At 70.4% G+C, this 12,512-nt stretch carries 16 protein-coding genes; 5 read left to right on the top strand and 11 right to left on the bottom strand.

Features of this window, described 5'->3' with window-relative positions; all coding sequences use genetic code 11:
* Positions 1–14: 14 nt before the first annotated feature.
* Together ACF1GV_RS04230 and ACF1GV_RS04235 are read right to left on the bottom strand one after the other, a co-directional pair.
* Positions 15–725 carry a hypothetical protein gene (locus ACF1GV_RS04230; protein ID WP_391677660.1) on the bottom strand — a complete coding sequence of 237 codons (711 nt, stop codon included), beginning with the start codon at positions 723–725 and terminating at the stop codon, positions 15–17.
* A gap of 121 nt (positions 726–846) precedes the next feature.
* Positions 847–1,206 (bottom strand): arsenate reductase family protein, encoded by a 360-nt coding sequence (locus ACF1GV_RS04235; protein WP_391677661.1) that lies wholly within the window; start codon positions 1,204–1,206, stop codon positions 847–849.
* 243 nt (positions 1,207–1,449) lie between these two features.
* Between ACF1GV_RS04235 and ACF1GV_RS04240 the strand changes: the two genes are divergently transcribed.
* Positions 1,450–1,776, top strand: a complete 327-nt coding sequence (locus ACF1GV_RS04240) for a hypothetical protein (RefSeq protein ID WP_391677664.1) — start codon at positions 1,450–1,452, stop codon at positions 1,774–1,776.
* A gap of 137 nt (positions 1,777–1,913) precedes the next feature.
* Here ACF1GV_RS04240 and ACF1GV_RS04245 read toward each other — a convergent pair whose 3' ends face one another.
* Together ACF1GV_RS04245 and ACF1GV_RS04250 are read right to left on the bottom strand one after the other, a co-directional pair.
* Complete coding sequence (locus ACF1GV_RS04245; RefSeq protein ID WP_391677665.1) at positions 1,914–3,101, bottom strand: winged helix DNA-binding domain-containing protein; 1,188 nt, start codon at positions 3,099–3,101, stop codon at positions 1,914–1,916.
* Between the two features lie 105 nt (positions 3,102–3,206).
* Entirely contained in the window at positions 3,207–4,844 is a 1,638-nt protein-coding gene (locus tag ACF1GV_RS04250) for an alpha/beta fold hydrolase (RefSeq protein WP_391677666.1), read from the bottom strand.
* An 83-nt stretch (positions 4,845–4,927) separates the two neighbouring features.
* Here ACF1GV_RS04250 and ACF1GV_RS04255 point away from each other — a divergent pair, with 83 nt between their 5' ends.
* The gene (locus ACF1GV_RS04255; protein WP_391677669.1) at positions 4,928–5,203 is read left to right on the top strand and encodes a hypothetical protein; all 276 of its coding nucleotides are present in this window, start codon (positions 4,928–4,930) and stop codon (positions 5,201–5,203) included.
* Positions 5,204–5,258: 55 nt separating this feature from the next.
* Here ACF1GV_RS04255 and ACF1GV_RS04260 read toward each other — a convergent pair whose 3' ends face one another.
* The 4 genes from ACF1GV_RS04260 to ACF1GV_RS04275 form a co-directional block, all read right to left on the bottom strand.
* Positions 5,259–5,843, bottom strand: a complete 585-nt coding sequence (locus ACF1GV_RS04260; RefSeq protein WP_391677671.1) for a hypothetical protein — start codon at positions 5,841–5,843, stop codon at positions 5,259–5,261.
* A 2-nt stretch (positions 5,844–5,845) separates the two neighbouring features.
* Positions 5,846–6,766 (bottom strand): zinc metalloprotease HtpX, encoded by a 921-nt coding sequence (gene htpX / locus ACF1GV_RS04265; RefSeq protein WP_391677673.1) that lies wholly within the window; start codon positions 6,764–6,766, stop codon positions 5,846–5,848.
* A 161-nt stretch (positions 6,767–6,927) separates the two neighbouring features.
* The gene (locus ACF1GV_RS04270) at positions 6,928–7,185 is read right to left on the bottom strand and encodes a hypothetical protein (RefSeq protein ID WP_391677675.1); all 258 of its coding nucleotides are present in this window, start codon (positions 7,183–7,185) and stop codon (positions 6,928–6,930) included.
* Positions 7,186–7,562: 377 nt separating this feature from the next.
* Positions 7,563–8,039: a hypothetical protein gene (locus ACF1GV_RS04275; protein ID WP_391677678.1), complete on the bottom strand. Its 477-nt coding sequence runs from the start codon at positions 8,037–8,039 to the stop codon at positions 7,563–7,565.
* A gap of 57 nt (positions 8,040–8,096) precedes the next feature.
* Here ACF1GV_RS04275 and ACF1GV_RS04280 point away from each other — a divergent pair, with 57 nt between their 5' ends.
* Positions 8,097–8,642, top strand: coding sequence for a hypothetical protein (locus ACF1GV_RS04280; protein ID WP_391677680.1), 546 nt, complete (start codon positions 8,097–8,099; stop codon positions 8,640–8,642).
* Complete coding sequence (locus tag ACF1GV_RS04285; protein WP_391677681.1) at positions 8,609–8,971, top strand: tyrosine-type recombinase/integrase; 363 nt, start codon at positions 8,609–8,611, stop codon at positions 8,969–8,971. The genes ACF1GV_RS04280 and ACF1GV_RS04285 overlap by 34 nt, the downstream gene beginning before the upstream one ends.
* A 115-nt stretch (positions 8,972–9,086) precedes the next feature.
* On the opposite strand, the gene glnA is transcribed toward ACF1GV_RS04285, so the two are convergent.
* Positions 9,087–10,496 (bottom strand): type I glutamate--ammonia ligase, encoded by a 1,410-nt coding sequence (gene glnA, locus ACF1GV_RS04290; protein ID WP_363268350.1) that lies wholly within the window; start codon positions 10,494–10,496, stop codon positions 9,087–9,089.
* Between the two features lie 210 nt (positions 10,497–10,706).
* On the opposite strand from glnA, the gene ACF1GV_RS04295 reads away from it, so the two are divergent.
* On the top strand, positions 10,707–11,174 hold the full coding sequence (locus ACF1GV_RS04295; RefSeq protein WP_391677684.1) for an RDD family protein: 468 nt from the start codon (positions 10,707–10,709) through the stop codon (positions 11,172–11,174).
* Positions 11,175–11,292: 118 nt separating this feature from the next.
* On the opposite strand, the gene ACF1GV_RS04300 is transcribed toward ACF1GV_RS04295, so the two are convergent.
* The gene (locus ACF1GV_RS04300; protein ID WP_391677686.1) at positions 11,293–11,991 is read right to left on the bottom strand and encodes a DUF4191 domain-containing protein; all 699 of its coding nucleotides are present in this window, start codon (positions 11,989–11,991) and stop codon (positions 11,293–11,295) included.
* A gap of 69 nt (positions 11,992–12,060) precedes the next feature.
* Entirely contained in the window at positions 12,061–12,285 is a 225-nt protein-coding gene (locus tag ACF1GV_RS04305; protein WP_391677689.1) for a hypothetical protein, read from the bottom strand.
* Positions 12,286–12,512 lie beyond the last annotated feature (227 nt).

Below are 12,512 nucleotides of genomic sequence, written 5' to 3' on the forward strand. Positions count from 1 at the left end.
CAGGTCTACGGGCCTCACCCCACCTTCTCGATCAGCGCCCGGCGGATCAGGAACTTGCCGGGCTCGCGGACCTGTTCGAAGGCCGCGTTGTTCAGCAGGACACAGCTGCCCGAGACCGAGGTGACCTGGACCGTCGTGGTCTTGTTGTTGTCCAGGTTGGTCACCTTGAGCTTCGTGCCGGCCGGGAACTGGCTGCTGGACGCGGCCGGGGCGCCGCCCTCGCCGGAGAGGGTGACCGTCGAGCCCTTGCACACCTGCTGACCGGAGGCGGCCGCACCTTCGTTTGCCGCCCCGGCGGCCTGCGACGGCGGCGCGGACTGCTGCCCCATCTGCTGTCCGCCGCCCTGGCCCTGCTCACCCGCCTGGCCCTGCTGTCCCGACTGCTGCCCGCTCTGCCCGGCTTGGGAGTCCTGAGCCGACTCCCCGGCCGCGCATCCGGACGCCGCCTGCTTGCGCTTGATCTCCTCGATGACCGCCTGGCGGTTGGCGATCCGCGCCTCCGACTGGGCGTCGGGGGCGGCCCGCTGGCCGTCGATGAACTTCTGGTTGTTGCCGAGCGCGGTGGCCAGCCCCTGGCACACCCCCGAGTCGGCGGACAGGGTCCGCGGCGGCGGGGAGGCGTTCGAGGTGCTCGCCATGGCGAAGGCGCCGCCGCCGGCCACCGCCGCGGCAGTGACCAGCAGCGCGAGCTTCTTCTTCGTACTGAGCGTTCTCCTGCGCGACATGCGCGCCTCCTGAAGAGGTAGGGGAGCGTACGCCGCTATGTACGAGATACCGAACGGAGTTACTCAGCGGTCACGGCAGCCGCCGAAGTGGCCTGCGTCACACCCGACTTCGGCCGCCGCCTCATCGGGACAGTGCGTCCCGTACGGCCTCCTCCGTGCGGCCCACCACCGCCGTGCCGTCGTCGGCCGTGATGATGGGACGCTGGATGAGCTTCGGATGCTCGGCCAGGGCGGTGATCCAGCGATCCCGGGTGGAGTCGTCCTTCGGCCAGTCCTTCAGGCCCAGTTCCTTCGCCTCGGCCTCCCCGGTGCGGGTGATGTCCCACGGCTCCAGCTGCAGCCGCTCCAGCACGTCCCTGATCTCGTCCTCGCTCGGTACCTCCTCGAGGTAGCGGCGGACGGTGTAGTCGGCGCCCTCGGCGTCGAGCAGGCTGATGGCGCTGCGGCACTTGGAGCAGGCCGGGTTGATCCAGATTTCCATGCCGCTCACGCTACCGGCCGGGTGGTGGAGGCTCCGGTTCCGGGGGAGGTGTGTTCGAATTCATGGTGCTCATCAGTCTCTTCCGAAGCGTGCGTGACGCAGCGGCAAATCCCTTGTCCACCTGGGTGTTTGGCAGTCCTCGCGGATCCCCGATTGTCAGTGCCGGGCAGTAGAATTGACGTAGTGTTCGAGGGAAGACGCCGGGGCCTCCGGAGACTCCCTGACCGCGACAGGAGGATGCCTGTGCCCGCTGCCGCACTCCACCCCAAGCCGTCCCGCAAGCCGCTGCCGACCCAGTCCACCGCGAGCCACCCCGTGCTCTTCGACTCGCCGTACGCGCCGACGGCGAAGCGTCCGCTGCCGCCGGGCCGTCCGCGCGAGTGGTACATCACGCACAACCGGCGCCTGAAGGCCATGCGCCTGGCCATCGCCCTGCTCGACTCCGGCGTCCATGTGCCGGGCCAGGCGCGCAACGAGACGATACGGAGCGCGGCGGAGGAGATCGGCATCCACCCGCCGTCCGACACGACGTGCCACATGGTGCGCGCGCTCATGCGCTACTGCCGGTGAGCCGGTGAGCCGGTGAGCCGGTGACCGACGCCGGGTGCCGTCCCCGTGGCGGTGCCCGGTCCCGGCCGGATCGTGGGCGTGGCGGTGCCCGGACCGTGCGCGTGGCGGTGCGCAGTGCGGGGCGGGGGGCGTCGGGGTCAGGCGCTCAACTCACGCTCCAGCGGCGTGCGGAACCTCGGCGTCACCCGGGTCGTCCCCACCCAGCCCCGCAGCCGCTCCGCCTCCGCCGCGATCGCCGCCTCGGCCTCGCGGCCCACGCCGTCCTTCTCCAGCAGCCGCCACACGATCTCCCCGTCCGGCCGCTGCGCCCAGCCGCCCACCACCCGGCCGTCCCACCACACCGTCGGCCCGACGTTGCCGCTGCGGTCGAACAGCGCCGGGCGCAGCGCGGGAGCCAGGCACCAGTCCCGCTGCTGCCAGCCCATCGCCGTCGGGTCCAGCCCCGGCAGCAGGGCCGCCCACGGCTGCGTCGCGCCCTCGGCGCCCGGCTCCTCGTCGCCCTCGACGACGTAGCCCGTGCCCTCGTCGACGGCGACCTGCCGCGCCCCGATCGCGGCGAGCGCCCGCCGCACCTCCGTCACCCGCCAGCCCGTCCACCACTTCAGGTCGGCCTCCGTGGCCGGGCCGCACGCCGCCAGCCAGCGGCGCAGCAGCTCCGCCTGGGCGCCGGCGGTGTCGAGCTCGGGATGCGCGGGGGCCAGGGCCCAGCGGAACTGGCTCGACGTCCAGGAGCCGAGCGGGCGGCCGCGGACCACCTTGCCCTCCACGCCGAGGACGCGCAGCAGACGCGAGGAGACCGTGTGCACGCCCTCGTAGCTCTTGCCGGCCGCGTAGACGAACTGCTCTCTCAGCCGCGGTTCGTCCTTGGCCAGTTCGGCCGCCGTGGCCTGCCCGCGACGGGCCAGCGCCGCCAGGGCCGAGTCCTCGACCTCCTTCAGCCAGGCCGCGTCCGGGGCGCCCGCCCCGGCCATGTCCTTCAGCAGCGAGGCCCGCTCCCGCGCGGCCACCGCCAGACCGGTCGAGGCGTGCACCACGGCCGTCAGCTCCGTCGGGAACACGAACACGGTGTGCCGCATGCCGTGCATCCGCACCAGCGAACGGTCCTCGTACAGCGCCCGCTCGGTCTGGGCGATCGTCCCCGCCGGATCGGCCAGCCGCGCGCCCACCGCCAGGTACACCGTCGCCGGGTCCGTGCCGTGCAGCGCGACCAGCGCGTCCGCCACCTCCTTCGGCGTCGCCGCCCGCGCCTGGGGCGCCAGCCGGTGCCGTACGGCCAGCCGTGCCCGCCGCTCCACCACGCCGATGTGCCGTACCTGCCCGCCCATGCCGCCTCCGTCCGTCCCCACGGGTGCCTGACGCCATCTTCCAGGACCCCACTGACAACGGCCCCCGGACGCGGTCCCCCGACCCCGCCCCGACGCGACCGTCCGTCAGCCGTAGCGCTCGAGCAGCCCCTCGACGTACGCCTCCAGCCGCTCGCCCAGCACCTCGGGCGTCAGATCCGTGCGGCCCAGTTCCCGCCACGGGCCCGCGAGCCTCTCCGCGTCCGGGGCGTAGGCCAGGGCGTCCAGCAGCCGCCAGTACAGGTGGTCCGGCCCGTCGGCGAGCCGGCGCCCGCCGTGGGCGGCGTACCGCTGCCGGAAGGCGAGCCCGTGTTCCGGTCCGTGCAGCAGGGCGAGGGCCGTGGAGCAGTGCGCGACGTCGAGATCGGCCGGGCCCCACGACGTCTCCACCCAGTCGACCACCCCGCTGATCCGCAGGTCCGCGCCCGACCCGCTGAACAGCACGTTCCCGGGATGGAAGTCCCGGTGCAGAAAGCAGCCGTCGTACGGCGGCGGCTCACGGCGCAGCACGTCCACCGCCCGCTCCCACAGCGCGCCCGGCGCGGTGCGCACCCGCTCGGCGGAGGTCCACGCCTCGTACCGGCGCGGCCGCTCCGCCGGCACCACCCGGTGGATGCGCACCAGCTGGGCCGCCAGCAGGTCCAGGCGCCGGTCCAGTTCCTCCTCGCCGCTGTCGTCGACGCGCGCCCTTCCCGGCAGCGACGTCATCAGCAGGGACGGATGGTCGCAGTGCTCGGCGCCCGCGTCCACCGCGACCGGCTCGGCCACCGGGATGCCGTCCTCACCGGCGAGCAGCGCGAGCACCGACGCCTCGCGGGCCAGCAGGCCCCGGGCGTGCCGCCGGTAGAAAGGCTTGACGAAGCTGCGCAGCACCAGCGCGCCGCCGTCGTCCAGGGTCAGGCGGCGCATCTGCGAACTCCACCCGCCCCGCAGCACGCGCGTACCGGTGACCGTGCGCCCCTGGGGCAGCTGCTTGGCGACCCATGCGCGCGTGGCCGTCCACCCGCGGTCGTCCGGCCCGGTGAGGACCGCGCTCACGAACGCCCGCCGGCCCTCGGCGTTGTCCCGCAGCCACGTCCCGACCTGGTGGTCGGCCGCGGGCAGGTCGAAGCGCGTGTACTGGGCGCGGGCGGTGAGCGCGTCCTGTACGGCCTCCGTCACGGCCGGCGGGATCACCGCGTCCGTGCCGGGCACGGCGAGCACCGCCCGGCCGTCGTAGACGCGCAGCGCGTCCAGCGCGCGGGAGGCACGCCAGCTGTCCGGCGTACGCAGGATCGTGCTGAAGCGTCCGTCGCCGTTGCCGAAGGGCAGCTCCCACGCCTCGGGCGCGTACACGGCGGGTGCGCACAGCCCGATCGCGGCGACCCGCTGCGAGTAGTACGCGACCAGGTCGGCCACGGTCTGCCCGCTCATGCTGAACCCGACCAGGACCAGCGGCCCGTCCGGTGCGCAGGCGTCGATCACCGCGACGGCCTGCTCGAAGCGGCGCCGCAGGCTCGACCGCCGCAGCAGGCCGGTGCTGTCGCCGTGCCCGGAGAAGTCGAAGGCCAGCACGCGGCAGTCACGCGCGGCGAACTCACCGGCCAGCGGCAGCAGCCGCTCCTTGCTGCCGGCGCCGGCGCCGTGCAGCAGGACCACGGCCGGGCCGTCGCCGGCTCCGCCGTACACCCCGCTGAGGCGTTCACCGTCGATGTCGAGTGTGAAAGGAGACAGGGACTCGGTCATGCGCCCCATTCACTCACACCCCCCAACTGCACCCGCGCAAAAAGCGGATGCGTCCCTTTCGTCGCTCTCCCTACCCTTCACGTATGGGCACCATCGTCATGGCCGCGACCGCGGTCCTGGTGGTCCTGGGCTTCACCGACCCTGTCTGGTGGCTCGCCGCCGTCGCCCTGCTCTGCGTGTACGCGCGCTACGGGCGGGGCACGACCTCGGCGTCGAACGGGACGCCCCCGGCGTCCCCGGGCTCCGCGCCCGCCACCTACCGGGCGTACCGGGCCCGCCGGGACCAGCAGGCCAAGTGGGAGCGCCGCTACCGCCGCGAACGCCCCTTCGAGGCCCGCCGCCAGGAACGCGCCAAGTAAGCGATTCGCCGAGTAAGCGATTCGTCCACGTCCCGTGCCGGGGCGCCCCCGTGTGTCACAGGCCGGGGGCGCCCCACACCGGGAACCAGCGCCCCAGATCCTGCTCGATCCGCAGATCGTTCGCGAGGGCCGCCTTGATCTGCAGCTCCAGCGCGTTGTCGCGCCGCTCGGCCGGACCGGCCAGCGGCGCGAAGGGGTAGAAGGTGCCCCGCTTGTACAGGTAGACCAGTGCCAGCCGGCGGTCGCGGTCGTCGCGGAAGCCGGCCAGCGAGCACAGCAGCTGCGGGCCGAAGCCGTTGACCTCCATGGAGCTGTTCACCGCGTGCAGATCGTTGACGAGCTGGGGCAGCTCGTCGGGGGAGCGGTGGGAGACCAGCCAGGAGTAGCCGTACGCGTCCTGCGTCAGCCGCACGGGCGGCCCGCTGCGGTCGGCGTCGGCGTCCAGCAGCGCCTGCACCTCCCGGTGCGTCTGCTCGAACGCCGAGCCTTCGACGGTCGCGAAACACACCGCGCCCCGGCCGGTCGGCCTGAAACCGGCCGCCGCCTCGAGCGTCACCGCCGCCGACGGCAGCGCGAAGAGCTGGTCCAGATCGGGCGCGACCGGTTTCGTACGGCCGAGCAGGATGTCCAGCAGCCCCATGCTCAGCCCGTCTTCCCGGGCGCCTGCGCCTCACCCAGCTCGACGGAGATCCGGCCCAGCAGCTCCAGCCGCTGCTGGAGCGTGGGGTGGGTGGAGAAGTACCGCTCGATGCCGGGCTCGGAGCCGGTCGCCGGGGTGAAGTAGAAGGCGTTGAAGGCCTGGGCGGTGCGCAGGTCCTTCGTCGGGATGCGGGCGATGTCACCGGAGACCTTCGTCAGCGCGGACGCCAGCGCCGAGGGCCGGCCGGTCAGCAGCGCGGCCGCGCGGTCGGCGGCCAGCTCCCGGTAGCGGGACAGGGCCCGGATGAGCAGGAAGCTGATCGCGTACACGGCCGCGGCGACGCCGATCACGGCGGCGAAGACGGCGGCGGTGTTCTGGTCCCGGCGGCCGCTGCTGAAGATCTGCGAGTAGAAGGCGAACCGCACGATCAGACCGGCCAGGACGCCGAGGAAGGACGCGATCGTGATCACGGCGACGTCCTTGTGCGCCACGTGCGACAGCTCGTGGGCCAGCACACCTTCAAGCTCGGCCGGCTCCAGCCGCCGCAGCAGCCCCGTGGTCACGCAGACCACGGCATGGTCGGGATTGCGGCCGGTGGCGAACGCGTTCGGCATGTCCATCTCGGACACGGCGATCACCGGCTTGGACATGTCGGCGATCGCGCACAGCCGGTCGACGACCGCGTGCAGCTCGGGATACTCCTCCCGCTCCACCACCCGCCCGCGCATCGCGAACATGGCGATCTTGTCGGAGAACCAGAACTGCGCCACGAACATCGTCCCGACCAGGACGACGACCAGCACCCACGACCTCAGCAGCACGATCAGCGCCGCCACGAACCCCACGTACAGCAGCCCGAGCAGGAACAGCGTGACCGACATCCGCACGGTCAGCCGCCGATCACCGGCAAAGCGGCTCTGCATCTCGCATCACCCCGCAGTAAGGCACTCGCCCCCCTGCCAGTGTGCACCCCGCCCACCCATGAAGGGATCCCGATCGGCTCCAGCGCAGGCAAAAGGTCCCTGGTCCGGCTGGAGGCGAGCGGCCCCCCGACCCGGCCCGCGGCGCTCGTCGGCACCGCGCCTCAGTACGTCCCTCTCAGCTGTGCCCACCCCAGGAGGACGATCACCGCGACGACGCAGGTGAAGACGATCGCCGTCGACGACCATGACGAGCGGCGGGGGCGTACCGGGTCCGGGTCGGCGCGGAAGGGGACCGGCTCCGGTGGGTTGTCCTTCCAGCGCGCGGCCAGCATGCGGGCGCGGGCCGAGGGCTCCTTGTGCTCGGCCGCACGCGCCCAGCGGTGGTCGAACTCCCGGTCGAAATCGTCGAGTTCGGGCATGGGAAAACACCCCCCGTGTGTCATGTCCTTGTCCGCATCGTACAGACAACGGCGCCCCCGCCTCCCGGGAGGGGGAGACGGGGGCGCGGGACGCTCTCACCCGCCGATCGCTCGGCGGGGGCCGATCACACGTCGAAGAAGTGATGGTGCGGAGCCCCTTGGAGTCCTGATCGCGGAGCCGCTCTGAGCAGCAGGAACGCCGTGGTCGTCGGTCGTTGTCGGTGGTTGTCGACCACCCTTGGACGGCCCAGAGACGGCCCGGGGGGCCGCACACTGCAGCGGCCCAGTTCACCGGTCGCGGCCTGCGATTTTCCGTGCACAGCCTCCCGCTTGGAGACACAGGGAGAACCCGAGCGTGAGGCTCCCACGGTGGCTCATCACGGCGCTCGATGGTCTATCGATATGTCCAGGTCCAAACGTGCCTGTCTGTGGTAGTTGTTCAGCTCCTCTACGAGTACGAGGTTGATCTCGCGGGGGTCCGACTCCCTGCGGCGCGCCGCTTCCAGCATCCTCCACACGACTGGGTTCACCGCCGTAGCCGCGTCAGTTGTGGCTGGCGACGCAAGCAGAGTCAGCGCCTCGAAGAGAGCAGAACGCTTCTGCTCGGCCTTGTTCATTGCGGAGAGGAACTGCTCTCGGTCGTCGGAGCCATCCGGTGCTTGGTAGGCACGCTTCGCCAGGTCGGCTATCTCTTTGACGCACGTGGCGTACTCGATGTAGGTATCAAGCTTGCGCTCGTCCCAGCGGGTGGCCAGCGCGCGACGGTGACGGGCCCGCTCGGCTGCCGATGTCGACAGGTACGACGTGAGAGCACCGATGACCACGCCGAGTATCGTCAATATCTGACTGATCATGAGGTTGACCGTAACCACCGCGCTGATCAAGCAATCCGACTCGGGCGTGTTCAGTACATGGATCCGTCGGCCGGCAAGGTGACGTTCAAGGAGTTCGCTACGCAGTGGCTGGCTTCCCAGACTGCAGATCCTTCCACCATCGTGAACATGGAGCTGAGGTTCCGACTTCATGCCTTCCCCTACATCGGCTCTCGCTCTCTGAGTGCGTTCCAACCGGCCCCCATCCGCACCTGGACGCGGGCCCTCGCAGACTCCGGCATCGCAGCCTCGTATCAGCGGACCGTCTTCGCGAACGTCTCCACTGTGTTCGGGGCCGCAGTGGACGACGGCGAGATTTTCGGGCTTGCCGTCGACGAAGTCGACTTCATCGGTGGAGTGGTGCACGTCGTCCGGCAGGTAAAGCTGGTCGGCCCGCATATGGTGTTCGCCCCACCCAAGGGCGGCAAGCTGCGAGACGTGCCCCTGCCCAACGTGGTGTCGGAAGCGCTCGCCGCTCACATCACCCGCCGGCCCCCGATCGACGTCACTTTGCCGTGGAAAACCCGGACGGCCCGCCCGCAACGGCGAAATTGCTGTTCTACTCAGGGGAGCGCAAGGCGCTGAACAGGAACTACTTCAACATGTACCTGTGGAAGCGTGCCCTGATCACTGCCGGGGTCATCCGGGAACGGGTGCCGGGGGAGCGGTTCACGCCATCGCGTGAGCACGGCATGCACGCCTTGCGGCATTACTACGCGTCGGTGCTGCTGGACTCAGGAGAGAACATCAAGGCCCTGGCCGAGTACCTCGGTCACTCCGACCCGGGATTCACGCTCCGCACGTACACGCACCTCATGCCGAACAGCCAGGACCGGGCTCGTAGGGCCATCGACGCCGCATTCGGCGCACCCGACACGGTCGGCGGCCCCGGTGACGGCGACGTGCTGCCCTAAGCGACGGCGGGCCCACAAACAGACCGTCGGCCGTGCCCTTCCACGCAGGAAGAGCACGGCCGACGGCCCAGAGACGGCCCAGGGGAGCGGTTACCCGCTCTGACCTGGGGCGATATCACACGTCGAAGTAGAGCTCGAACTCGTGCGGGTGCGGGCGGAGCTGGAGCGGGGCGATCTCGCTCGTGCGCTTGAAGTCGATCCACGTCTCGATCAGGTCCGGCGTGAACACGTCGCCCTGGAGGAGGAACTCGTGGTCGGCCTCGAGCGAGTCGAGGACGGCCGGGAGGGAGGTCGGGACCTGGGCCACGTTCGCGTGCTCCTCGGGAGCCAGCTCGTAGAGGTCCTTGTCGATCGGCTCGGCCGGCTCGATCTTGTTCTTGATGCCGTCCAGACCCGCGAGGAGCAGGGCCGAGAAGGCCAGGTACGGGTTGCCGGAGGAGTCGGGCGCACGGAACTCGACGCGCTTGGCCTTCGGGTTGGAGCCCGTGATCGGGATGCGCATGGCCGCGGAGCGGTTGCGCTGCGAGTACACCAGGTTGATCGGAGCCTCGAAGCCCGGCACCAGGCGGTGGTAGGAGTTCACCGTCGGGTTGGTGAAGGCCAGCAGCGACGGGGCGTGCTTGAGGATGCCGCCGATGTAGTAGCGGGCGGTGTCCGACAGGCCCGCGTAACCGGCCTCGTCGTAGAACAGCGGGTCGCCGTTGCTCCACAGGGACTGGTGCACGTGCATGCCCGAGCCGTTGTCACCGAAGATCGGCTTAGGCATGAAGGTCGCCGTCTTGCCGTTGCGCCAGGCGACGTTCTTCACGATGTACTTGAACAGCTGCAGGTCGTCCGCGGCCGCGAGCAGCGTGTTGAACTTGTAGTTGATCTCCGCCTGGCCGGCGGTGCCCACCTCGTGGTGCTGGCGCTCGACCTGCAGGCCGGCCTTGGCCAGCTCCAGGGAGATCTCGGCGCGCAGGTCGGCGAAGTGGTCGACCGGCGGGACCGGGAAGTAACCGCCCTTGTAGCGGACCTTGTAGCCGCGGTTGTCCTCGAGCGCACCGGTGTTCCAGGCGCCGGCCTCGGAGTCGATGTGGTAGAAGGACTCGTTCTCCGACGTCTTGAAGCGCACGCTGTCGAAGACGTAGAACTCGGCCTCGGGACCGAAGTACGCCGTGTCGGCGATACCGGTCGACGCCAGGTACGCCTCGGCCTTCTTCGCCACGTTGCGCGGGTCACGGGAGTACTGCTCGCCCGTGATCGGGTCGTGGATGAAGAAGTTGATGTTGAGGGTCTTGTCGCGGCGGAAGGGGTCCACCCGCGCGGTCGACAGGTCGGCGCGCAGCGCCATGTCGGACTCGTGGATGGCCTGGAAGCCGCGGATCGACGACCCGTCGAACGCCAGCTCCTCGTCGGGGTCGAACGCCTCGACGGGCAGCGAGAAGTGCTGCATGACGCCCGGCAGGTCGCAGAAGCGGACGTCGATGAACTTGACGTCCTCGTCCGCGATGAACTTCTTGGCCTCGTCGGCGTTCTGGAACATCCAGCTCCTCCTACTCCCGACCGCCTCGCCGGGGGTGGTTGATCGGTCGTGCGGCCAGTGCGGTGGCACACGCTGCACTCGACCCTAGGGATGGGTGATTTCTCGGGCGTGACCCATTTGTTTCGCCGAAGTTAACCGGCTCCGGTACCAGGCTAGCCCCGACACACCCCGCCGTGCTCCGGTCATATACGGGCGCAGTACCGTGTACGGGTGGACAACAGGCAAGCAATCGGATCGTGGCTGTCCGGGCCCCGCGCGGCCATGGAGGACGCGGGTGCCGACTTCGGTTACCGGGGCGAACAGCTCGGTCTACCGGAGAGCGGACCGAACTCGATCGCCCGGCCCGGCCGGCGGCTCGGCGCCCTCGCCGTGGACTGGGCCCTGAGTGTGCTGATCGCATACGGTCTCATCACCGACGGCTACTCGCCGGCCACCAGCAACTGGGCTCTGCTGGTCTTCTTCGCCCTGAGCGTCCTGACCGTCGGCACGATCGGCTTCACCCCCGGCAAGCGCCTGTTCGGCATCCGCGTCGTCGCGCTGGAGACCGGCACGGTCAACCCGCTGCGCGCCCTGGTGCGGTCGGTGCTGCTGTGCCTGGCGATCCCGGCCCTGGTCTGGGACCGCGACGGCCGCGGCCTGCACGACCGGCTGGCCAAGACGGTCGAGGTGCGGATCTAGCCCACAGGGGCGATACGACCACAGGCGACACGACCAGAGGCGATACGCCCACTCAGGCGATACGACGGAAGGGGGCGCCCGGTGATCCCGGGCGCCCCCTTCCGTCGTATCCAGGGGCTCAGCGGCCCTTGCCACCCTTCGGGAGCTTCATGCCCTTCGGCATCGGGCCCTTGGGCAGCGGCATGTTGCTCATCAGGTCGCCCAGGGCGCGCAGTCGGTCGTTGGTCGCGGTCACCTGCGGGCCGGTGAGCACGCGCGGGAACTTCAGCATGGTGGTGCGCAGCTTCTTCAGCTCCACCTGGCCCTCGCCGGCGCCCACGATCACGTCGTGCACCGGGACATCCGCCACGATGCGGTTCATCTTCTTCTTCTCCGCGGCCAGCAGCGTCTTCACCCGGTTCGGGTTGCCCTCGGCCACCAGCACGATGCCGGCCTTGCCGACCGCGCGGTGCACCACGTCCTGGTTGCGGTTCATCGCCACTGCGGGAGTCGTCGTCCAGCCCCGGCCGATGTTGTCCAGGACCGCCGCCGCGGCGCCGGGCTGGCCCTCCATCTGCCCGAAGGCGGCCCGCTCGGCGCGGCGGCCGAAGACGATCGCCGACGCCAGGAAGGCGAGCAGCAGGCCCAGGATGCCGAGATAGATGGGGTGACCGATCAGGAAACCGATCGCGAGGAAGACACCGAAGGTGATGATGCCGACAGCCGCGAGTACCAGACCGATCGTCTTGTCGGCCCGACGGGTCATCTTGTACGTGAGGGCGATCTGCTTCAGTCGCCCTGCGTTCGCAGCGTCCGCTGCGTTTTCCTTCCTCGCCATGCCACGAAGTCTACGTGGCCCCGGGAGCGGCTACGACGGCAGTGCCCGGCGACCGCGGCGCGGGGCCGGTCAGGGGCGGGCGGTGGGGGTCTGCCGCAGGACGCGCTCGGCCTCGACCCGGTCCTTGGCGCGGCGGCGGTCCTCCAGGACGGAGGTCCAGGCGTTGCGCCGGGCGGTGCGCTGGCCGCTGCTCATCAGCAGCGACTCCACGGCCCGCAGCGCGTCGGTGAAGGACGGGATGGCGGTGGCGCGGGTGCCGTGCGGCATGACGTCGTTGACGGGCGCGGCCTGCATCGTCGAGGTCCCCCCTCGGGATGGGTGTACGGGGCGTGATACAAGAGTCACTGTTTGGTGTTACCAGGGCGTGACCGACCGGTCAAACGCGGATGAAACCCAGGAGCGGGACGTGCGAACGACGACGCGGCCCCGACGTACGTCCTCATCAGCGAGGACGGTCGGGACCGCGTCGAATCGGCCACTACTGGCCAGTAGTAACTTGTGCGTGAGTTCACACGGTTGGC

Source organism: Streptomyces sp. NPDC014006 (assembly GCF_043088925.1).
Lineage (GTDB): Bacteria > Actinomycetota > Actinomycetes > Streptomycetales > Streptomycetaceae > Streptomyces.

What these genes read in the sequence shown, in the direction of transcription:
- ACF1GV_RS04230 (WP_391677660.1), bottom strand. Translation starts at nt 725, where the DNA reads ATGTCGCGCAGGAGAACGCTCAGTACGAAGAAGAAGCTCGCGCTGCTG.
- ACF1GV_RS04235 (WP_391677661.1), bottom strand. Translation starts at nt 1,206, where the DNA reads ATGGAAATCTGGATCAACCCGGCCTGCTCCAAGTGCCGCAGCGCCATC.
- ACF1GV_RS04245 (WP_391677665.1), bottom strand. Translation starts at nt 3,101, where the DNA reads ATGGGCGGGCAGGTACGGCACATCGGCGTGGTGGAGCGGCGGGCACGG.
- ACF1GV_RS04250 (WP_391677666.1), bottom strand. Translation starts at nt 4,844, where the DNA reads ATGACCGAGTCCCTGTCTCCTTTCACACTCGACATCGACGGTGAACGC.
- ACF1GV_RS04255 (WP_391677669.1), top strand. Translation starts at nt 4,928, where the DNA reads ATGGGCACCATCGTCATGGCCGCGACCGCGGTCCTGGTGGTCCTGGGC.
- ACF1GV_RS04260 (WP_391677671.1), bottom strand. Translation starts at nt 5,843, where the DNA reads ATGGGGCTGCTGGACATCCTGCTCGGCCGTACGAAACCGGTCGCGCCC.
- htpX (WP_391677673.1), bottom strand. Translation starts at nt 6,766, where the DNA reads ATGCAGAGCCGCTTTGCCGGTGATCGGCGGCTGACCGTGCGGATGTCG.
- ACF1GV_RS04270 (WP_391677675.1), bottom strand. Translation starts at nt 7,185, where the DNA reads ATGCCCGAACTCGACGATTTCGACCGGGAGTTCGACCACCGCTGGGCG.
- ACF1GV_RS04275 (WP_391677678.1), bottom strand. Translation starts at nt 8,039, where the DNA reads ATGATCAGTCAGATATTGACGATACTCGGCGTGGTCATCGGTGCTCTC.
- ACF1GV_RS04280 (WP_391677680.1), top strand. Translation starts at nt 8,097, where the DNA reads ATGGATCCGTCGGCCGGCAAGGTGACGTTCAAGGAGTTCGCTACGCAG.
- glnA (WP_363268350.1), bottom strand. Translation starts at nt 10,496, where the DNA reads ATGTTCCAGAACGCCGACGAGGCCAAGAAGTTCATCGCGGACGAGGAC.
- ACF1GV_RS04300 (WP_391677686.1), bottom strand. Translation starts at nt 11,991, where the DNA reads ATGGCGAGGAAGGAAAACGCAGCGGACGCTGCGAACGCAGGGCGACTG.
- ACF1GV_RS04305 (WP_391677689.1), bottom strand. Translation starts at nt 12,285, where the DNA reads ATGCAGGCCGCGCCCGTCAACGACGTCATGCCGCACGGCACCCGCGCC.